Origin of the sequence: Geobacter grbiciae, from assembly GCF_018531165.1 — a bacterium.
In the GTDB taxonomy this organism is placed as follows: Bacteria; Desulfobacterota; Desulfuromonadia; order Geobacterales; family Geobacteraceae; genus Geobacter; species Geobacter metallireducens.
On record NZ_JAHDIW010000009.1, the window covers coordinates 62013 to 82188 of the forward strand.

The following is a 20176-nucleotide window of genomic DNA, read 5'->3' on the forward strand; positions in this document are numbered from 1 at the left end:
TTCGCAGCCTCGCAAAGTACTTTCTTCCCGTCAGAATTATCACGGATACACGCACCACATTCCATTGAAAAGGGAGCAGCAATGAAGATCATCGTTACCGACGAGGTGGCTCAGGAAGGGTTGGCGCTATTGGCTCAGGACCCGCGCGTGGAGATCAACGTCAAGGTGGGACTCAAGAAGGAGGAGCTGCTGGCGGTCATCGGCAACTACGACGCCATTATCACCCGCAGTGGCACCACCGTTGACAAGAATCTCCTCGACGCCGGCACGAAGCTTCGGCTCATCGCCAGGGCCGGGGTTGGCATCGACAACGTGGATGTGGACTACGCCAGCTCCCGTGGCGTAATCGTGGTGAACGCCCCCTTCGGCAACACCAACAGCGCCGCCGAGCACGCCATGGCGCTGCTGCTCTCATTTTGCCGCAACGTACCCCGCGCCAACGGCAGCCTCAAGAGCGGCGAATGGAAGCGGGCCCCCTTCACCGGCTACGAGCTCAAGGGGAAAACCGCCGGCGTCATCGGCCTCGGCAAGGTTGGTGGACGGGTCGCCACCCGGCTCAAGGCTTTCGAGTGCGAGGTTCTAGCCTGTGACCCCTACATCGCCGTGAAGCGCGCCCATGACCTGGGGGTCAAGCTCGTCTCCCACGACGAGATATACCGCAACTGCGATATCATCACCGTCCACACCCCCCTCACCGATGAAACCCGCAACATGATCGGCGAGCGGGAGTTGGCCATGATGAAGGACGGCGTCATCATCGTGAACGCCGCCCGGGGGGGGATCATCGAAGAAGAGGCTCTCCTGAAATATCTGGAATCGGGAAAGATCACCGGTGCCGCCATCGACGTCTTCAGCGTTGAGCCGCCGAAGACCGACGTGCTGCAAAAACTCATTGCCCACGAGCGGGTAATTGTTACTCCGCACCTGGGGGCCAATACCTACGAGGCCCAGGTCAACGTGGCGGTGGACGTCTCCAAAGAGATCCTCAACTACCTGGATGACCTCCCCCTGGAGAACGCCGTGAACATCCCGCGCTTCGACCTGGCTCTCATGGACCAGATGCGGCCGTTCCTGAACCTCATGAGTGTCATGAGCGACTTCGTCATTCAGCTTGTGGACGCCAATATCGACACCGTGACGTTCTCCTATGCGGGAAACATCGCTCACTATGACTGCACTCCTCTGAGTGTCTGTGGGCTGTCGTCGATCCTTAACCGGCTGGTGGAGCAGGACGTGAATATGGTAAACGCCACTCTCATTGCCGACCAGATGGGGATTACCGTGGAGGAGAACAAGTCCACCCAATCTCCTTCCTTCTCCAACATGATAACCCTCACCATCGAGGGTAAAGGTGAAAAGCGGACTATTGCCGGCACACTCTTCGAAGGGAGCCCCCGCATCGTCAAGCTCCGTGACTACCAGGTGGACTTCGCTCCGGACGAGCACATGCTCAGCCTTACCTATGAGGACCGGCCGGGGATGATCGGCAAGATCGGTACCATCATGGGTGCCCACGATATCAACATCGCCTCCATGAACCTGGGGCGCCGCGAGAAGCGGGGTGAGGCCATGGTCATCCTTTCTGTCGACTCGGCGGTTCCTCCCTTTGTCTTGGAGGAAGTTCGCAAGGCGACCGACGCCACTTTCATCAAACCGATCCACATGCCGGGCGTCAAGTGCAGCCGCGGGTGCGGGTGCGGCATCTGACGTTCTTGAGGTGGATAAAGTGAATATGAGGGGGCCGGTCTCGTGGCGAGGCCGGCCCTTCTTGCTGAAGGGGAGAGGCATGGTGAAACGAGGCGCTTTGATCGTGGCGGCACTGCTGACGGGGCTCTGGTGCACTCCGACGAATGTGGTGTCGGCCGCCGGCCGAGACTTTGCGTACACGTCGACTTCCGGAGGCAGGGTGACGCGGGTGTGGGACGGGGACACGGTCGTCATCACGCCTCCGTGGGGCAGACCCTTCACCTGCCGGCTGTACGGCATCGATGCTCCCGAAACTCCCGGGAAAGGCGTCCCGGGTCAGCCCCACGGAGCAGCAGCGGCGGCAAAATTGCGTAAGCTTGTCCTCGGTCGCGACGTGGCGGTGAAGTTGACCGGCGAGCGGAGCTATAAGCGCCAAATCGGCATCATCATGCTCGACGGGGTGGACGTGAATCAGGAGATGGTGCGCCGGGGCTATGCCTGGGCCTATGTCCGGTACCTGCGGCGCCCCTATGTATCGGACTACCTGGGGGCGGAGCAAGAGGCCCGTCAGGCGCGCCGGGGATTGTGGCGAGACCGCAATCCAATGCCACCGTGGGAGTTTCGCCGAATGCTGCGGAAGTGGAAAAGGTGAAAAAAAGAGCCCCGCTTTTGGCGGGGCTCTCTGCGTATCCAGGAGCGACCGGGATCAACCGTGCATCGGTCTTCCGCCGCAGCGCTTGAGCCGTTCATGGGCCTTGCGCAGGATCTCCTCGGTGGTCTTCCAGTCGATGCACTTGTCGGTGGTGGAGACCCCGTAGCGGAGTTGGGACAGATCCTTGGGAATGGGCTGGTTCCCCGCTTCGAGGAAGCTCTCGATCATGACCCCCGAGATGGAGCGATTGCCCGCCTCGATCTGGTCGACGACGCTGTCAAGCACCTCCGGCTGCTTCTCGTGGCGCTTCTCCGAGTTGCCGTGGCTGCAATCAACCATGATGGTCGGGAAGATACCCCCCTTTTCAACCATCTCTTCGGTCTTGGCGATGTCCTCGGGAGAGTAGTTGGGCTTCTTGCCGCCACGCAGGACGATGTGCACGTCCGGGTTGCCGGTGGTCTGGATGATGGAGGTCTTGCCATCCCGATTGATGCCGAGGAAGCTGTGGGGGTGGAGCGCCGCGTTCATGGCGTCGATGGCGATCTGCAGGTTGCCGTCAGTGCCATTTTTGAAGCCCACGGGGAAGGAAAGGCCGCTCGCCATCTCCCGGTGCGATTGACTCTCCGTGGTCCGGGCGCCGATGGCGCCCCACGAGATATAGTCGGCCAGGTATTCAGGGGTGATGGTATCGAGCATCTCGCACGCCACGGGGAGGAGCATGCCGGTGATGTCGTTCAGAAGCCGCCGCGCGATGCCGAGCCCCTTGGAGATCTGGTGGGTGTGGTTCATGTCGGGGTCGTTGATGAGCCCTTTCCAGCCGATGGTGGTGCGAGGCTTCTCGAAGTAGACCCGCATCACGATGAAAAGCTGGTCGGAGAGTTCGCTGGCGATTCGCGCCAGGCGCCCCGCATAGTCGAGGGCAGCCTTGGGGTCGTGGATGGAGCAGGGGCCAACGATCACCATGAGTCGGGTGTCTTTCCCCTTGAGGATGTTCTTGATGTGGGCCCGGCTCGCATTAACGAATTCAGCTGTTTCCAGCGATTGGGGGAAAACTTGCCGCAGGTCGGCAGGGGCGATGATGGGGGTTATGCTCGTGACCTTCAGGTTGCTTGTCTTGGTCATTACGGGAATTGTCCTTTGATTTCATGGGGATTTGAGACGAGTCACTCTAGCGCTTTCCCCCTCAAAAGTCAAACGGGATGTATTCCCTCTCATGGACGGTCACGAAGGAGGGTCGGCCTGAAGCCTGCTGAAATTCATCCGCACCGCGCCGGCAACGACCATGTTTTCGATGGCCCTTGCCGAGTCGCCGGGAGTCAGGTCGACCCCCCGCACCGCATCCTCAAGGAGTGTTACCGCAAGACCGTGGCGCAGCCCGTCCAGAACCGATTCCTTGATGCAGTAGTCCGTGGCGAGGCCCCCCACGAAAAGTCTGGTGATACCCAGCTCTTTAAGGAGTTCCGGGAAGGACACGCCGCTTTCCGTGGTCGCCTGGAACGCGGAATACGCGTCCTGAGCCGGGTCTTGTCCCTTGGAGATCACAATGGCGTCGTCCGGAAGGGCCAGGTCGCGGTGGAACCGGGCCCCCTTGCTCCCCTGGACGCAGTGGACCGGCCAGATGCCGCCGAAGTCCCGAAAGTGGGATGTGATGGCCGGATGCCAGTCCCGGGATGCGATGATCGGCAGCTTTTTCTCTCTGAAAAGCTCCATGTAGCGGTTGAGCAGCGGGACGACCCGATCCCCCTCTGGTACGGGTAACAAGCCTCCGGGGCAGAAATCGTTCTGGACGTCGACGATCAGAAGGGCTGATAGACTCCTCATGGATTTTCCTCGTGCCGGAGACTGTGATATCCCCGCTGAACTTCCTCCAGAAGCCGAAGCCGCAGTTCGTTGAGTCCGGCGCTGATGGAGACTTTGTATTTGTGGGGATTGATGAAGCGCAGGCATCCCTGGGGGAGACGGGCGAGCTGGTCACGGCCGCGATCAGCCATTTCGTCAAGGTCGGGAGGGGCCTTCGTCGTTCGCACACCGTCCTCCATCACAACGCCACGGATATCCTCGAAGCGGGCCTGCCGCGGGATGGTGACGAACTGGAGAGGGTTGGTGGGATCAAATACCGTGGCGCCGGGGGCAATTTCCTCTCCGGCGAGACAGATCACGTCCTGGATGAACGATCCGTCGGGGGCCACGGCCCGCAGGAGCCGCTTGCGGTCCGGGAGGGTTGCCTTGGCGATGTCGCTGGTTACCTTGAGCCTTGGTCGGTCGCCGATCCGGACCAGCTTGTAGACTCCGCCCAGGGCGCCTCCCCCCTCTCCGGCGCAGGTGGCAAGCCGCGTTCCCACGCCGTAGATGTCGACCCGTCCCCCTTCGCTCCGCATCGATTCGATGACAAATTCGTCCAGCTCGTTGGAGACGACGATTTTTACTCCGGGAAAGCCCGCTTCGTCGAACATCCGCCGCGCCTCCCGGGAGAGATAGGCCAGGTCCCCCGAGTCGATCCGCACCCCCGCCAGTTCCTGCCCCCGGGAGCGGAGTTCCCTGGCAACGGTGATGGCGTTGGGGATGCCGCTTTTGAGGGTGTCGTAGGTGTCCACCAGGAGGATACAGGTGTCGGGGAACGCATCGGCATAGGCGCGGAAGGCGGTCAGTTCATCGGAGAAGGCCATGATCCAGCTATGGGCGTGGGTTCCCTTTACCGGGATGCCGAAGAGCTTCCCGGCCAGCACATTGCTCGTGCTCCGTACCCCGCCGATGTAGGCGGCCCGAGCCTCGCTCACCCCCCCATCGGGGCCCTGGGCGCGGCGCAGGCCGAACTCCAGCACCGTGCCGCCGGCAGCCGCATGGACGATGCGGGCTCCCTTGGTGGCGACGAGGGTCTGGAAGTTTATGATGTTCAGGAGCGCCGTTTCCACCAGCTGTGCCTGGGCAAGGGGGGCCTCCACCGTCACCAGGGGCTCGGCGCCGAAAACCACCGTCCCCTCCGGGGGGGCCGTTACCTTCCCCCGGAACCGGAGCGAACGGAGAAAATCGATGAAGCGGGGGCGGAAGATTTCCAGCCCCTGGAGATATTCGAGATCATCCTCCGTGAACTGGAGGTTCTCCAGGTAGCCGAGGGCCGTGTCAAGGCCGGCGAACACCGCATACCCCCCCTGGAAGGGGTTGTGCCGGAAGAAGATGTCGAACACCGCCGGTTTGTCGGCCATCCCTTCTTCCAGATAGCCGGCAAGCATGGTGAGTTGGTAGAGGTCGGTCAGAAGCGGTGAGTAGCGCATGGCATGTCTCCGTTGCGAGGGATGGTGATTGGTGATGAGTATACCACATTCGCACTGGCTGGCGGTTCAGGGGTGCGAGGTGCCCAAACGAATGAAAGGCGGGATCGCTCCCGCCTTTCATCGTGTTGCTATGGTGTTCCGCCCCGACTACTTGCGGATGTTGTAGAAGACATCCTTGCCCCGGAAGAGGGCGGTGGTGTCGAGCTCGTCCTCGATCCGCAGGAGCTGGTTGTACTTGGCGACCCGGTCGGTGCGGCAGAGGGAACCGGTCTTGATCTGGCCGGCGTTGACCGCCACGGAGAGGTCGGCCAGGGTGGTGTCCTCGGTCTCGCCCGAGCGGTGGGAGATGACGCAGGTGTAACCGGCGCGCTTGGCCATCTCGATGGCGTCCAGGGTTTCGGTGAGGGAGCCGATCTGGTTCAGTTTGATCAGGATCGAGTTGGCGATCCCCTTCTGGATCCCCTCTTTGAGGATACGGGGGTTGGTGACGAAGAGGTCATCGCCGACGATCTGGATTCGTTTGCCCAGGCGGTCGGTGAGGAGCTTCCAGCCGTCCCAGTCGTTCTCGGCCATGCCGTCCTCGATGGAGACGATCGGGTATTTGTTTACGAGGTTTTCGTAGAAATCGACCATCTGGGCCGGGGTTTTCTTGGGCTCGGCCTCGTTCTCCAGGGTGTAGACGCCATCGTTGAAGAGTTCCGAAGAGGCCACGTCCAGGGCCAGGAGCACTTCCTCGCCCGGCTTGTAGCCGGCCTTCTGGATCGCCTCCATGATGACTTCCAGGGCCTCTTCGTTGGACTTCAGGTTAGGGGCGAAACCGCCTTCGTCACCAACGGCGGTATTGTATCCTTTACCTTTCAGGACACCCTTCAGGGCATGGAAGATCTCAGCCCCCATGCGCAACGCCTCGGCAAAGGATTTTGCGCCGGCCGGCATGATCATGAATTCCTGGATGTCGACGTTGTTGTCGGCATGGGCGCCGCCGTTCAGGATGTTCATCATGGGGAGCGGAAGCTCCTTGGCGTTGCTGCCGCCGATGTACTGATAGAGGGGGAGCCCCACTTCTTCGGCTGCGGCCTTGGCCACTGCCAGGGACACGCCGAGAATGGCGTTGGCTCCCAGGTTGCTCTTGTACTCGGTGCCGTCCAGATCCAGCATCCGCTGGTCGATTCCGATCTGGTCGGTGGCTTCCATGCCGATGATCTGCTCGGCAATGATGTTGTTGACGTTGTCGACTGCCTTGAGGACCCCCTTGCCGAGGTAGCGGGACTTGTCTCCGTCGCGAAGCTCCAAGGCCTCGCGCTCGCCGGTAGATGCGCCGGAGGGAACGGCAGCCCTTCCCATAACGCCGGACTCCAGGAAAACTTCGACCTCCAGGGTCGGGTTGCCGCGGGAGTCGAGTATCTCTCGCGCGTAGACATCGGTAATTTCGCTCATTCTGGCCCCCTTGCAGAAATATGTACTTTGGTCTTCCGACCATAGGCAAAACAGCGGAATATATATCAGAATTGATGCTGAAAGGAAACATTTTTAATGTGTATGGCAGGGGTGACACGGCGTTCCGGAGGAGAGACCGTCATCGGAGTTGACAGGCCCCTGAGAGGAACGATATAGTATTTTTCTCAATACGTTATGCTCCTTGCAACTGTAACGGCACTTCCCGTGCCCAACAGGGTAACAATACGATTAATTAGATATGCCCACCCAAAGCAGTAACACTGATCATGAAATGCGTGCCTCTCTCCCTCGATCCGTCGGGAGGCTCTTTAACAATCTCCTCGAGCGTTTTTCGAATCCGCGCCAGGACGCCAGGAATCGCCGGGTTCTCCTCCTTCTTACCGCGTTTGTCCTCACCCTGCTCATCCTGCCCCGCCAGGAGTTCCTTTCCGTACGATACAAGGCCGGGGATATCGCCACTACCGATATCAGGGCGACCCAGGACTATCTTCTCGAGGACCGTCTCCTCACCGAAAAGAAGCGCAATGAGGCCGAGGCTGCTGTCCCTTACGTGTATGCTTTCTCACTGGATGGGGCAGGCGAGTTGGTGGGACGCGTCGACCAGGCCCTTGCTCTCCTTCAGCAGGCTGCAACCGCCGAGCCTTCCCAGGGGGTGGGGCTGGACGAATCCCTGAGGGGGCTTTTCGGATTCAGCCTTTCACCTGCGGAGAAAGCCCTCCTCATGCGACTCGGGGCCGATGCCGGCCTGATGGACCATGTGCGTGCCCTGGCCGAACGGCTCTATGCCAACAAGATTGTGGTCGACAAGCGATCCTTTGCCGGTGACACAGCCCACGGCATTGTCCTTGTTGATGCTCGGACCGGCGAATCGCTGGGGAAAATGGAGTACACGGTTTCTCCCATCGAGCCTGCCGAGGTTCAGGAGATCGTCAAGGGGATGAAGATTGGCACCCCCGGCCTCTCTCCGCGGGAGATCGAGACTCTGAAGGGGTTCGTGGGGAAAGGGGTGCGGCCGAATCTGACCTTCAGCAGGGATTTGACCGAGCAGGCCCAGGAGAGGGCCCGGTATTCGGTCCGCCCGGTCCTCCTCCAGGTGAAGCAGGGGGAGATGATCGTCAGGGTGGGTGAGCGGGTAACCGCTGAGCAGGTCCAGAAGCTCGAGATGATTTCCTCTGCGGGGGGGGACATCAACAAACTTTTCACCGGCATCGGCCTCTTTGGCCTTGTTCTCGTAATCCTCTATTTCCCCTACCGATTCGCCCGTAAGAACATCCGGAAATTCAGCCCCGTCACCAAGGATCTGCTTCTCATTTCCCTGGTTACGGCCGGCATGTTCTTTCTGCTCAAGATCGCTCTGACCATCTCGGCGGCCCTGGGGACACCATTTCCCAGCATCGATGCCCGTGATTACTTCTACCTCTTTCCCTTTGCCGTGGGTCCGATGCTGATCAGGATCATCCTCAACTCCGAAGTGGCCATGGTCTATACGGCCATCACGGCGCCGCTCCTGGGTATCATGTTCAACAACAGTCTCTTTGTGGTGGTCTACGGGTTGCTCGGGGGGATCGTCGGCGCTCACGGCGTCCGCCACTGCAAGGACCGGAGCCGCATCTACACGGCCGGGATTAAGGTAAGCGTGGTCAACTTCGCCATGGCGCTTGCCTTCCAGACCATGAGCGACAGTTTCCTCTCCCTCCAGACCATCTGGTGCGCCCTCTTCGCCCTGGCCGGCGGACTCCTCTGCTCGGCCATCGTTACCGGCACTATCCCCCTGATCGAAACCGTTTTCCACTACGTGACCGATATCAAGCTCCTCGAACTCTCCAACCTCAATTCGCCGATACTGCGGGAGTTGATGGTCCGCGCTCCCGGCACCTACCATCACAGTGTCCTGGTGGGGAACCTGGTGGAGGCGGCCGCGGAGACGATCAATGCGAATCCGCTCCTGGCAAGAGTGGCGGCCTACTACCACGATATCGGCAAGATCAGCAAGCCCCAGTACTTCATCGAAAATACGGGAGGAGGCGATAACCGCCACGACAAGCTTGCCCCGAGCATGAGCGCCCTCATTCTCATCTCACACGTGAAGGAGGGGGTTGAGCTGGCCCGCGAGCATCGGGTGGGGCGCCCCATTGTCGATATTATCCGGCAGTCCCACGGCACGGCCCTCATGAGCTTCTTTTACCAGAAGGCAAAAACCCAGGCCGGTGACGGACAGGCCGTGCACGAGCGCGATTTCCGCTATCCCGGCCCCAAGCCCCAGTCCCGGGAGGCGGGCGTGGTCATGCTGGCCGACTGCGTGGAGGCTGCATCCCGCACCCTCGTGAACCCGACTCCTGACCGCATCCAAGGGCTGGTGCAGAAGATCATCAACAACATCTTCATCGACGGTCAGCTCGATGAGTGCGAGCTGACCCTCAAGAACCTCCACGAAATCGCCAAGAGCTTCAACCGCATCCTGGCCGGCATCTACCACCACCGCATCGATTATCCGGAGCCGGCCTACAAGGAAAAAGAGAAACCGACCGGAGGTAAGAAACCGAGTGAAGGTAGCGATAGCGAACCGGCAAAGGCGGCACCCGATCGGGACGCCACGCCTCAGAAAAGTGGCGGAGAGGATATTAAGCGCCTTGGGATATCCCGATAGCGAGCTGTCGGTGGTCATAACCGGCGATCTCGGCATCAGGCGTGTCAACCGCGAGTATCTCCACAAGGACCGCCCCACGAACGTCATCTCCTTCGCCATGGCCGAGGGGGAGTTCGGCGCCCTCAATCCCGCCATGCTGGGGGATGTGATCATCTCCGCGGACACGGCGGCCCGCGAGGCGGAAGAGGGGGGAGTCTCCTTCTGGTCCCGACTCTGCTTTCTGCTGCTCCACGGCATCCTTCACATTGCCGGCTACGACCACGAGCGGAGCGGCGAGGCCGAGGCCCGGCGGATGGAGGCGAAGGAGCGGGAACTCTTCGCGATCCTGGAGAGGGAAGGGCTTGTCTAGCCCCTACGGAGACACGGACGCCGAGGGGAGCCCGCTTCGGCCTTCCCCCACGTTGCCCAACGGCGACCCCGTGAAGCCGTCGCGCTTCATCGATTCCGTCAACTGCGCCATCGAGGGGATATTCTGGGCCACCCGCACCCAGAAGCACATGCGCCGGCACTTCCTGTCGGCCCTGGTGCTCCTCTTCGCGGTGCTTTTTCTCAGGGTGTCGGCCTTGGAGTTCACGCTTCTGGCAGTCTCTGTTTCGTTCGTGCTCTTTGCCGAGCTCATGAATACGGCAGTGGAGGTGGTGGTGGACATGGTGTCGCCGGAGTACCACCCCCTGGCCAGGATCGCTAAGGATGTGGCCGCCGGCGGGGTGCTCGTGGCGGCCATCGGCGCAGCGGTCATGGGCTATCTGATCCTGTCCCATTACATCTTTCCCATTTACAAGGAGGCGCTTGCCATGATAGGTACCCCGTCGGAGATGGGGGCGGTGGTGGCCCTGCTGGCGGTGGTGATCGTGGTGGTGATCCTCAAGTCGATTTCCGGCAAGGGGACGCCGCTGGAGGGGGGATTGCCGAGCGGACACGCGGCAGTGGCCTTTTCCATCGCCACGCTGGTCACGCTCAATACCCAGGATCCCCTCACTTCGATCCTGGCCATAATCCTTGCCGTCATGGTGAGCCATTCGCGGCTCCTGCTCAACATCCACACCATGCGCGAGGTGGTTTTCGGCGCGGCCACCGGGACGGGAATCACCCTCCTGGTGTTGATGCTGTTCCGGTTCATGAAATAGGCGTTTTTATACGCCACTGTACGACAAAGGAGGAATACAGGCCTTGGACGAGGGCTCTGGCAGGAAAAGCGCCGGACTGATGGACATGTTTGGCAGGTTTCTGACCGGCAAGAAGCGGATCACCGAAGAGGAGATCCAGGATATCATCGATGCCAGCGAGGAAGAGGGGCTCATCAACCCGGAAGAGAACGAGATGATCCGCTCCATTTTCGAGCTCCGCGACACGGTGGTCAGGGAGATCATGGTGCCGCGCACCGACATGGCCTGCGTCTCCGCCGATACCTCGGTGGGAGAGGTGCTGAGGACCATCATAACCTGCGGCCACTCGCGGATTCCGGTCTACGACGGGACTGTCGACAACATCATCGGCCTCATTTACGCCAAGGACCTCCTCAAGTACTGGGGGATGGGGGACTCCTCCATCAATATCAGGCGTATTATGCGCACCCCCTACTTCATTCCCGAGACCAAGAACCTGGAAGAGCTCCTCCAGGAGTTCAAACGCAAACGGGTCCATATCGCCATCGTCATCGACGAGTACGGGGGCACGTCGGGGCTCGTCACCATCGAAGACCTGCTGGAGCAGATCGTGGGAGATATCCAGGACGAGTACGACCTTGAGGAGGATTGGATCGTGGAGGAGCCCGACGGCTCGGTCCTTGTGGATGCCAGACTCCCCATCGAAGACCTTGAGGAGCGCTTCGGCATCGAAATCGAGCGGGAGAAGTTCGACACCGTGGCCGGGCTCATCTTCCACCTGACCGGGCGGATCCCCAAGGTCGGCGAGGAGATCGAAAACGACGCTCTTCGGATGACTGTCCTTGAGGGTGGCGAGCGGAATATCAGGAAGGTGCGGGTGGCCCGCAGGGCCGGCGCCTCCGAGGAGACCGAAGGGTAGTGGACTACCGCAGATTACGGATGCCCGATTTTGACGCCATTCCACGGCGTGACTACCTGATGGCGGTTCTCTCGGGGGTGCTCCTTGCCCTCTCGTTCCCGAGCCCCGGCATCTCCCCCCTGGCCTGGATCGCGTTTGCGCCGCTCCTGCTCGCCTGCGGCCGGAAGGACCCCCGCAAGGCCTTCCGGCTGGGGTTCGTCACCGGACTCGCCGCCTACGCCGGGATTCTCTACTGGATCACCATTGTCGTCACCACCTACGGAAAGCTTCCGTGGATCGTGAGCGTCGGCGTCCTTTCCATGCTCGTGTCCTACCTGGCCCTCTATCCGGCCGTGGTGGCCTATCTGGTCCGGCGGGGGGAGGAGCGGGGGATTTCCCTGCTCATTTCGTTTCCGCTCCTCTGGGTGGGGCTGGAGTATGGGCGCGCCTTCCTCGTCACCGGGTTCCCCTGGGCGAGCCTCGGCTACACCCAGTACCGGACCCTTCCCCTCATTCAGATCGCCGACATCACCGGGGTCTACGGCCTGAGCTTTCTCATCGCCCTGGCAAACGTGGTCCTCTTCCGGATCATCCGCGGCTTTGCGGCCCGGGATCCAGCTCCCTACCCGGTGAAGAGCGTCGTACTCCTGCTCGTGCTGCTTCTGGTTACCATTGCCTACGGTTTCAAGCGCCTCCATGTCCCCGAGGGCGGTGCGCCGTTCAAGGTGGCCCTCATCCAGGGGAACATCGACCAGAACATCAAGTGGGATCCGTCGTTCCAGGAGGAAACCGTCGCCATCTACGAGCGGCTGTCGCGCAAGGCCTGCGCCGCCGGCCCTTCCGATCTTCTGGTCTGGCCCGAAAGCGCGGCCCCGTTTTATTTTCAGGACGAGCCGCGGTACGCCTCCCGCATCAAGGGGCTCGCCAGGGAACTCAAAACCTGCGCCGTGGTGGGAAGCCCCGCCTTCGAGAAGGACGGGGAGCGGCTGAAGTACCTGAACAGCGCCTTTCTCCTTTCCCCGTGGGGGGACGTGATCGGCCGCAGCGACAAGATTCACCTGGTCCCCTTCGGCGAGTATGTCCCCATGGCAAAACTCCTTCCCTTCGTGAACAAGCTCGTGGCAGGCATCGGCGATTTCTCGCCCGGTGCGCAGATAGCCGCCCTGGACACCGGCAAGGGGAGGATCGGCATCCTCGTCTGCTTCGAGGGGATATTCCCGGAACTCTCCCGTGCCTACGTCCGGGCCGGGAGCCGCCTCCTTGTCAACATCACCAACGACGCCTGGTTCGGACGCTCCTCGGCCCCCTATCAGCATCTCTCCATGACCGTCTTCCGTGCCGTGGAGAACCGGGTGCCGCTGGTGCGGGCTGCCAACACTGGCATAACCTCCATCATCGACAGCAGGGGACACATCCGGGGGATGACCCCTCTCTTCCAGGAGGCGGTGCTGAACGGCGAGGTGAGGCTGGGAGAGGGTGAGAGCTTCTATAACCGTTATGGCGACGTGTTCGCCTGGGCGTGTGTTGCGGGCGCGGCGGTGGTTGCGGCCCTTGCTTTCAGAAGAAAGAGTATTCACCATCAATAAAGGAGTCATGGATGTTCAGAGAAGAAGTAGCCCGCGTTGAAAATCTTTCGGAGCGCATCGCCAAGCTCCGGGGGTCTCTTTGACATAGACAGCAAGCGGGAGGATATCCAGGAGATGGAGGCCCATATCGCGGCCCCCGGCTTCTGGGATGACAACGAGAAGGCCCAGCAACTCCTCAGGGAACGGACGCGGATCGAGAAGATCCTGGAGCTCTGGGACCGTCTGACCCGTCAGGCCGACGATATCCGGGTGCTGATCGAGCTGGGCGAGGAGGCCGGGGACGAGGGGACCCTCGACGAGGTCCGGGCACTCAATGACCAACTGGAAAAGGATGTGGAGGGGGCCGAGTTCCAGCGGATGCTCTCGGGCACCCACGACAAGAACGCCTGCTACTTTTCCATCAACGCCGGCGCAGGGGGCACCGAGGCCCAGGACTGGGCCGAGATGCTGCTCAGGATGTATCTCCGCTACTGCGAGCGCAAGGGGTGGAAAACGGAGATCACCGACTATCAGGGCGGCGACGAGGCTGGGGTCAAGTCGGCCACCTTTACCGTTGACGGTGAGTATGCATACGGCTATCTTAAGGCCGAAGCCGGCATCCACCGCCTCGTGCGGATTTCTCCTTTCGATTCCAATGCCCGGCGACATACCTCCTTCGCCTCGGTCTTCGCCTTCCCCGAGATCGAGGACGATATCGAGGTAACGATCAACGAAGCGGATCTGAGAATCGACACCTACCGCTCCAGCGGGGCCGGCGGTCAGCACGTGAACACTACCGATTCAGCCGTCCGGGTAACCCATATCCCCACGGGCCTCGTGGCTGCCAGCCAGTGCGAGCGGAGCCAGCACATGAACAAGGCGACCGCCATGAAGATGCTCCGGGCCAAGCTCTACGAGAAGGAGGTTCAGGAGCGGGAGGCCAAGGCCGCCGAGATCGGCGGCGAGAAGAAGGAGATCGGCTGGGGAAGCCAGATCCGCTCCTATGTCCTGCATCCCTACAAGATGGTGAAGGACCTGAGGACCGGCGTCGAAACCGGCAACCCCGACGCGGTCCTGGACGGCGATCTCGAGGAATTCATCGTCGCCTTCCTCATGGGGGTACGCCGGGACGTTAAGGACACCGTAGACTGATGAAGAGATTCGTCGTTCATCTGCTAGCATTTATTGTCGTCTCCCTCCTGGCGGCCGCCGGCTGTGCCGCGCCGCGGGCGGGAATCTCCCGCATCGGCCACGCCATCCAGGTGGGGGCCTTTTCCGAGGTGAAAAACGCCGAACGCCTGGCGGCCCAGCTCCAGGTGCGGGGAATCGAAGCCTTCTACTTCAAGCGGGACAATGGTCTCTACGCCGTCCGTTTCGGCGATTTCCCCTCCAAGCAGGCTGCCCAGAAGGAGGCCCGGAAGCTGGTTTCCGACGGCCTTATCGGCGCCTATTTCATCGCTCCGCCCCAGGACCTTTCCGGCAAGCGCGAAACCGTGGTGAAACGGGAGCCTGCGGCCACCATTGGCCGTCTTCCCGCAGAGCCCCGCAAGAAGCAGCCCGAAGCCCCGAAGGGGGAGAAGGACATGGGGCAGATTGCTGCCCGTACCGCAGAACGTTTTGTGGGGATACCCTACCGTTGGGGGGGTAATACCGTTGTGGACGGGATGGATTGCAGCGGCTTCGCCCGCGCCGTCTACAACCTCTGTGGTGTCAACATTCCCCGCACCTCCCGGGAACAGTTCAAGGTGGGGGACCCGGTGGCCCGTGACGGCCTGAAGGATGGCGACCTGGTCTTCTTCGGCTCATCCGAGGAGAGCATCAACCACGTGGGCATCTACGTGGGAGACAAGCGGTTCGTCCATGCCCCCCGTCGTGGGGATGACATCAAGATCTCATCGCTCGACGAGAACTACTTTACGAAGAAGTTCATGGGTGGACGCAGGTATTTCTAATTCAGACGAAGTTTCGAAAATGAGGTAATTTCATGGCACTGATCAAACCTTTCCGGGCACTGCGCCCGCCAAAATCTCTGGCCGAGAAGGTCGCAGCGCTTCCCTATGACGTCATGAACGTCGAGGAGGCGAAGGCCATGGCTGCTGGCAATCCATACAGTTTTCTCCATGTCTCCCGTCCCGAGATCGATCTTCCGGCGGAGGTGGACCCCTATGCCGAAGAGGTTTACGTGAAGGGGCGCGAGAACATGCAGCGCTTCATCGCCGAGGGAACTCTTATCCTGGACCGGGACGAGTGTTACTACGTCTACCGCCAGAGGATGGGGGCCATCGAGCAGACGGGCCTCGTGGTCTGTGCCGGTGTGGACGATTACGAGAGCGGCGTCATTAAGAAGCACGAGCTGACCCGTGCCGACAAGGAAGAGGACCGGGTCAGGCATATCGATTACCTGGATGCCAACGACGAGCCGGTGTTTTACACCTACCGTAACGACCCCGCCATAACCGCCATCGTGGCCGGCGTGGCCGCCGGTGAACCTACCTATCACTTCACCACCGACGATGGGGTCATCCACACCCTCTGGATCATCAGCGACCGGGCGGTCATCGATGATCTCACGACGCGGTTTGCCGCCATCAAAACCCTCTACGTCGCCGACGGCCATCACCGGAGCGCCGCTGCCGGCCGTGTGCGGGAACTGCGGCGTGCCGCCAATCCCGGCCACACGGGGAACGAGGAGTATAACTGGTTCCTCACGGTCATCTTCCCCGACAGCGAGATGAACATCATGCCCTACAACCGGGCGGTGAAGGACCTGAACGGCCACTCCGTCGCCGAGTTGATGGCCCGCATCGGCGAGCGCTTTGCCATAACACCGGCAGCCGGGGGATTCGCGCCGTCCCAGCGGCACGAATTCGGCATGTACCTTGAGGGGCGTTGGTATCAACTCGTCGCCAGGGAGGGAACCTTCGACGAGGGGGATGCGGTGTCGCACCTGGATGTCTCCATCCTCCAGAACAATCTGCTGAGTCCGATTCTCGCCATCCGCAACCCCCGCACCGACCAGCGGATTTCCTTTGTGGGGGGAATCCGGGGGACCGACGAACTGGAGCGGCTCGTGGATGGCGGGGGCTATCGGATCGCCTTCTCTCTCAACCCCACCTCCATGGAAGAACTCATGCAGCTGGCCGATGCCGGGCAGATAATGCCCCCCAAGTCCACCTGGTTCGAGCCGAAACTGCGCAGCGGGCTCTTTGTCCACCAGCTCTCGTAACTCCCCGGGGGGATGATCGTGATGCGCGAGCGCCGTTTCTGGCTCTTCAAAAGCGAGCCTTCCTGTTTCTCCTTCGAGGACTTGAAGGCGCGCCCCAACGGCACCGAGCACTGGGACGGGGTGCGGAACTTCCAGGCCCGCAATCTCATGCGGGATGAGATCAAGCCCGGTGACGGAGTTCTCTTTTACCACAGCAACATCCCCGAGCCCGCGATCGTCGGCATCGCCGAGGTGGTGAGCGAAGGCTATCCCGACTGGACGGCACTGGATCCGTCGGCCGAACACTTCGACCCCCGGGCGAGCAGGGACAATCCTGTCTGGTACATGGTTGACGTGAGGTATGTCAGGCCCCTGAAGCGGCCGGTAACCCTCAACGAGATGAAGATACATTCCGAACTGTCCGGTATGGTGCTTCTCAAGAGGAGCCGCCTGTCGGTTCAGCCGGTGACGCAACACGAGTGGGAATACATCCTCCGCCTGGGCGGAATTGATTGAAGCAGGGAGGTTTACGTGAGATCCGTTGAAAAGTTGCTCGTTCTGTTTCTCTTTGTCACCGGGGTTGCCATTGCCGCGTGTTCCGACAAGGACGCGAAGTCCTTGGGGGAGGCCAAGCCCGCCGTCGTTTCCACGGCGCCGGCTGGAGCAGTCACGACACCGTCGGGGCTTTCCTACGTGGATCTCGTTGTCGGCAACGGCCCCAAGCCGACGTCGGGCAAGCCCGTGAAAGTTCACTATACCGGCTGGCTCGAGAATGGCACCAAGTTCGACAGCTCCGTGGACAGGAACGAGCCCTTTGTCTTCACCATCGGCGCCGGCGAGGTGATCCCCGGCTGGGACGAAGGGGTGATGACCATGAAGGTGGGGGGCAAACGGCGTCTCATCGTGCCGGCCCAACTCGGGTATGGCGCTGCCGGGGCCGGCGGCGTGATCCCCCCCAACGCGACCCTCATATTTGAAGTGGAACTGCTCGAGGTTGCGAAGTAACCGACGGTTTCATGCTGCACAACTGAACTGCCAGGGAGGGCTTATGCGGTTTCTGATCGTTGCGGTCATGCTATTTGTGGTTGTGTCACCTGCAGTTGCGGCTCCTAAAAACGTAACCTACTTCCTTGACGGCACGCGAGTCGAAGGTGTGGCTCCCGCCCCCAAGGGGTACCTGGAACTGCCGCTCCCTGGCAACTACATCCCCGGCTCGTTTCGAGTACGCCCCGCCGGGTCGGTGCCTGTAGCGCGGGTGGATGTTGTCCCCGCACGGCCTGACTCCAAGGCTGAAAAAGAGATGAAGGATCTCATGGAACGGCGCCGCACCCTGGAAGACCGGTTGAAGGCCCTGGACGTCCGCCAGGAGATTTTCAAGGCCGCAGCCAAATCCCAGAGCAGTAAAGCCCCCCGTAAGACTAAGAATAATCCCCAGCCCCTTGACACCATCAGAAAGGGGACCGACTACGCCGTGACCCAACTGGAGGAGGTCTACCGTGGGCGTCGCCGCGCAGAGGAGGGGCTCAAGACGGTCGATGCCCGCATCGAAGCCCTGAAGAAAGAAGGGGGGATCGGTGGAAGCGTGGCCCGTGTATGGCTCTCTGGAAAGGGAAGCGCTTCCTACAGTTTTCTCACCACGGGAACCGGTTGGACCCCATTCTACGATTTCAGGCTCAGGGGGAACGGGATGGTTGAGGTAACGGTTAAGGCTCAGCTTCCTGGCGTCCAGCGGGACAAGGTGTCGGTCGTGGCCCAGAATGTCGTTGATGCGACACCGGATGTCCAGGCAGTTTCCGTTTCCTCCAACCTCGCGCCGGTTGCGAGATTTTCTCTCCCCGTTGAGAGGGAAGAGCCCTTCCGGGCTCCCCAGAGCGGGGTGAGCTTCGCCTTCAGAAACACGACCGGCGAGCGTCTCATGGCAGGTGGCGGTGCCTGCTACCTGAACGGAGAGTATCTGGGGGCGGTCCGCTTCGAGGGGAGTTCGTCCGGAGAGTTGAAAGATGTTGTGGCGGGAAGGCTTCAGGAGTAAGGACTGGCACCGGGATCTCCCGAAAGGTTCCCGGTTTTATCTTGACTTGGCTTTGCCCGTGGGCTAATTTGCCGGTTTGTTAAACCGGTTGAAACCGGCACAGAGAAAGGGATTACACGTCACATGGAAGAACTGAGCGAATTGCTGCTTCAAAGGCGGCGCAAGGTCGATGCCCTCTGGGAGGCAGGGATCAACCCCTACCCCAATGACTATAAACCCCGGCACACATCGGCGGATGTGGTGGCTGCGTATGGAACGTGCGAGATTATAGAAGAGGGGGCAGACCCCTTTGTGGTGGCCGGTCGGATCATTGCCCGCCGCTCCTTCGGCAAGGCCGCCTTCGTCCAGCTCCAGGACCGCAAGGGGCGCATACAACTCTACGTGCGCAAGGACACTCTCGGTGACGAGGCCTATGAAGCCTTTGAGTCCTTCGACATCGGCGACATTATCGGCGCCACCGGCACTCCCTTCCGCACCAAGACCGGCGAGCTCTCCCTTAACGCGAGCGAGGTCAGGCTCCTCACCAAATCGTTCCTTCCCCTTCCGGAGAAATTCCACGGTCTCACCGATGTCGAGACCCGATATCGCCAGCGCTACGTTGACCTGATCGTGAATCCCGAGGTGCGGGAGGTCTTCGTCAAGCGCTCCCGGATCGTCAACCTGGTCCGCGAATTCATGGTGCGGCACGATTTCCTCGAAGTGGAAACGCCCATGATGCAGCCGATTCCCGGCGGCGCCACGGCCCGCCCCTTCGTCACCCACCACAACGCCCTCGACATGGAGCTTTTCCTCCGCATCGCGCCGGAGCTCTATCTCAAGCGTCTGGTGGTCGGAGGGTTCGAGCGGGTCTTCGAGATTAACCGCAACTTCCGCAATGAGGGAATTTCGGTCCGTCACAACCCAGAGTTTACCATGATGGAGTTCTACCAGGCCTACGCCACCTTCGAGGACCTGATGGATTTCACCGAGGAGCTTCTCTGTCACGTAACCCAGGAGGTGCTCGGAACCCTCGACTTCACCTATCAGGGGGTGGAGATCAGCTTCCAGCGTCCCTGGAAGCGGCTTACCGTGAAGGAGGCGATCCTCGAGTACGGCGACATCGACGCAAAATCCCTCGAAGATCGCGACCTGGCCTATGCCTACGCCCGGAGCATCGGGCTCGACCTGCCGGCCGACGTGGGCTACGGCAAGCTCATCACCGAGATCTTCGAGGAGGTGGCGGAGGTAAAGCTGATCCAGCCCACCTTCATCACTGCGTATCCCACGGAGGTGTCGCCCCTTTCACGCAAGAGCGACAAGGATCCCGATATCGTCGACCGTTTCGAGTTCTTTTGCGCCGGCCGCGAGATGGCCAATGCCTTCTCGGAGCTCAACGACCCCGTGGACCAGAAGGAGCGCTTCCTGGGTCAGGTTGCCCAGAAAGCCAAGGGTGACGAAGAGGCCCACTACATGGACGAGGACTACATACGCGCCCTTGAGTACGGGATGCCTCCGACTGCCGGAGAAGGGATCGGCATTGACCGCCTCGTCATGCTCCTGACCGACTCCCCGTCCATCCGGGACGTCATTCTCTTCCCGCAACTTCGCAAGGAGAAATAACGGGATTCCGTAAGCAGATCGAGAATCAGGGGCCTTCTGCGGTCCCTGATTTCCGGTCC

At 61.0% G+C, this 20176-nt stretch carries 18 protein-coding genes; 14 read left to right on the forward strand and 4 right to left on the reverse strand.

Annotation, left to right across the window (positions count from 1 at the left end; all coding sequences use genetic code 11):
• Window positions 1-81: 81 nt before the first annotated feature.
• The gene (gene serA, locus KJB29_RS11875) at window positions 82-1707 is read left to right on the forward strand and encodes a phosphoglycerate dehydrogenase (protein ID WP_215734764.1); all 1626 of its coding nucleotides are present in this window, start codon (window positions 82-84) and stop codon (window positions 1705-1707) included.
• Between the two features lie 79 nt (window positions 1708-1786).
• On the forward strand, window positions 1787-2338 hold the full coding sequence (locus KJB29_RS11880) for a thermonuclease family protein (RefSeq protein WP_215734765.1): 552 nt from the start codon (window positions 1787-1789) through the stop codon (window positions 2336-2338).
• Window positions 2339-2392: 54 nt separating this feature from the next.
• Here KJB29_RS11880 and KJB29_RS11885 read toward each other — a convergent pair whose 3' ends face one another.
• The 4 genes from KJB29_RS11885 to eno all read right to left on the reverse strand — a co-directional run bounded on the left by KJB29_RS11885 (window position 2393) and on the right by eno (window position 7047).
• Window positions 2393-3460, reverse strand: coding sequence for a 3-deoxy-7-phosphoheptulonate synthase (locus KJB29_RS11885; protein WP_215734766.1), 1068 nt, complete (start codon window positions 3458-3460; stop codon window positions 2393-2395).
• A gap of 99 nt (window positions 3461-3559) precedes the next feature.
• Window positions 3560-4159: a nicotinamidase gene (locus KJB29_RS11890; protein WP_215734767.1), complete on the reverse strand. Its 600-nt coding sequence runs from the start codon at window positions 4157-4159 to the stop codon at window positions 3560-3562.
• Entirely contained in the window at window positions 4156-5610 is a 1455-nt protein-coding gene (locus tag KJB29_RS11895) for a nicotinate phosphoribosyltransferase (RefSeq protein ID WP_215734768.1), read from the reverse strand. Before KJB29_RS11895 ends, KJB29_RS11890 begins: the two co-directional genes overlap by 4 nt.
• Before the next feature lie 147 nt (window positions 5611-5757).
• The gene (gene eno, locus KJB29_RS11900; protein ID WP_215734769.1) at window positions 5758-7047 is read right to left on the reverse strand and encodes a phosphopyruvate hydratase; all 1290 of its coding nucleotides are present in this window, start codon (window positions 7045-7047) and stop codon (window positions 5758-5760) included.
• Window positions 7048-7306: 259 nt separating this feature from the next.
• Here eno and KJB29_RS11905 point away from each other — a divergent pair, with 259 nt between their 5' ends.
• The 12 genes from KJB29_RS11905 to lysS all read left to right on the forward strand — a co-directional run bounded on the left by KJB29_RS11905 (window position 7307) and on the right by lysS (window position 20117).
• The gene (locus KJB29_RS11905; protein ID WP_215734770.1) at window positions 7307-9715 is read left to right on the forward strand and encodes an HD family phosphohydrolase; all 2409 of its coding nucleotides are present in this window, start codon (window positions 7307-7309) and stop codon (window positions 9713-9715) included.
• Entirely contained in the window at window positions 9612-10064 is a 453-nt protein-coding gene (ybeY, locus tag KJB29_RS11910; RefSeq protein ID WP_215734771.1) for an rRNA maturation RNase YbeY, read from the forward strand. Before KJB29_RS11905 ends, ybeY begins: the two co-directional genes overlap by 104 nt.
• A 70-nt stretch (window positions 10065-10134) precedes the next feature.
• Window positions 10135-10842, forward strand: a complete 708-nt coding sequence (locus tag KJB29_RS11915; RefSeq protein ID WP_187148484.1) for a diacylglycerol kinase — start codon at window positions 10135-10137, stop codon at window positions 10840-10842.
• Window positions 10843-10885: 43 nt separating this feature from the next.
• Window positions 10886-11740, forward strand: coding sequence for a hemolysin family protein (locus tag KJB29_RS11920; RefSeq protein ID WP_215734772.1), 855 nt, complete (start codon window positions 10886-10888; stop codon window positions 11738-11740).
• Window positions 11740-13305, forward strand: a complete 1566-nt coding sequence (lnt, locus tag KJB29_RS11925; RefSeq protein ID WP_215734773.1) for an apolipoprotein N-acyltransferase — start codon at window positions 11740-11742, stop codon at window positions 13303-13305. Before KJB29_RS11920 ends, lnt begins: the two co-directional genes overlap by 1 nt.
• Before the next feature lie 11 nt (window positions 13306-13316).
• Window positions 13317-14436, forward strand: a protein-coding gene (gene prfB / locus KJB29_RS11930; RefSeq protein ID WP_215734774.1) for a peptide chain release factor 2 whose coding sequence is annotated in 2 segments (ribosomal slippage) — window positions 13317-13385 and window positions 13387-14436 — 1119 coding nt in all. Because the reading frame shifts where the segments join, the coding sequence is not laid out codon by codon here.
• Window positions 14436-15236, forward strand: coding sequence for a C40 family peptidase (locus KJB29_RS11935; RefSeq protein WP_215734775.1), 801 nt, complete (start codon window positions 14436-14438; stop codon window positions 15234-15236). Before prfB ends, KJB29_RS11935 begins: the two co-directional genes overlap by 1 nt.
• Before the next feature lie 32 nt (window positions 15237-15268).
• Window positions 15269-16510: a DUF1015 domain-containing protein gene (locus KJB29_RS11940; RefSeq protein ID WP_215734776.1), complete on the forward strand. Its 1242-nt coding sequence runs from the start codon at window positions 15269-15271 to the stop codon at window positions 16508-16510.
• Between the two features lie 18 nt (window positions 16511-16528).
• The gene (locus KJB29_RS11945; RefSeq protein WP_215734777.1) at window positions 16529-17005 is read left to right on the forward strand and encodes an EVE domain-containing protein; all 477 of its coding nucleotides are present in this window, start codon (window positions 16529-16531) and stop codon (window positions 17003-17005) included.
• Window positions 17006-17020: 15 nt separating this feature from the next.
• Window positions 17021-17494, forward strand: a complete 474-nt coding sequence (locus KJB29_RS11950; RefSeq protein ID WP_215734778.1) for an FKBP-type peptidyl-prolyl cis-trans isomerase — start codon at window positions 17021-17023, stop codon at window positions 17492-17494.
• A gap of 43 nt (window positions 17495-17537) precedes the next feature.
• On the forward strand, window positions 17538-18518 hold the full coding sequence (locus tag KJB29_RS11955; RefSeq protein WP_215734779.1) for a DUF4140 domain-containing protein: 981 nt from the start codon (window positions 17538-17540) through the stop codon (window positions 18516-18518).
• A 123-nt stretch (window positions 18519-18641) separates the two neighbouring features.
• On the forward strand, window positions 18642-20117 hold the full coding sequence (gene lysS / locus KJB29_RS11960) for a lysine--tRNA ligase (protein ID WP_215734780.1): 1476 nt from the start codon (window positions 18642-18644) through the stop codon (window positions 20115-20117).
• Window positions 20118-20176: the final 59 nt, after the last annotated feature.

What these genes read in the sequence shown, in the direction of transcription:
- KJB29_RS11905 (WP_215734770.1), top strand. Translation starts at nt 7,307, where the DNA reads ATGCCCACCCAAAGCAGTAACACTGATCATGAAATGCGTGCCTCTCTC.
- KJB29_RS11895 (WP_215734768.1), bottom strand. Translation starts at nt 5,610, where the DNA reads ATGCGCTACTCACCGCTTCTGACCGACCTCTACCAACTCACCATGCTT.
- KJB29_RS11890 (WP_215734767.1), bottom strand. Translation starts at nt 4,159, where the DNA reads ATGAGGAGTCTATCAGCCCTTCTGATCGTCGACGTCCAGAACGATTTC.
- KJB29_RS11880 (WP_215734765.1), top strand. Translation starts at nt 1,787, where the DNA reads ATGGTGAAACGAGGCGCTTTGATCGTGGCGGCACTGCTGACGGGGCTC.
- serA (WP_215734764.1), top strand. Translation starts at nt 82, where the DNA reads ATGAAGATCATCGTTACCGACGAGGTGGCTCAGGAAGGGTTGGCGCTA.
- KJB29_RS11885 (WP_215734766.1), bottom strand. Translation starts at nt 3,460, where the DNA reads ATGACCAAGACAAGCAACCTGAAGGTCACGAGCATAACCCCCATCATC.
- lysS (WP_215734780.1), top strand. Translation starts at nt 18,642, where the DNA reads ATGGAAGAACTGAGCGAATTGCTGCTTCAAAGGCGGCGCAAGGTCGAT.
- KJB29_RS11940 (WP_215734776.1), top strand. Translation starts at nt 15,269, where the DNA reads ATGGCACTGATCAAACCTTTCCGGGCACTGCGCCCGCCAAAATCTCTG.
- KJB29_RS11955 (WP_215734779.1), top strand. Translation starts at nt 17,538, where the DNA reads ATGCGGTTTCTGATCGTTGCGGTCATGCTATTTGTGGTTGTGTCACCT.
- KJB29_RS11935 (WP_215734775.1), top strand. Translation starts at nt 14,436, where the DNA reads ATGAAGAGATTCGTCGTTCATCTGCTAGCATTTATTGTCGTCTCCCTC.
- eno (WP_215734769.1), bottom strand. Translation starts at nt 7,047, where the DNA reads ATGAGCGAAATTACCGATGTCTACGCGCGAGAGATACTCGACTCCCGC.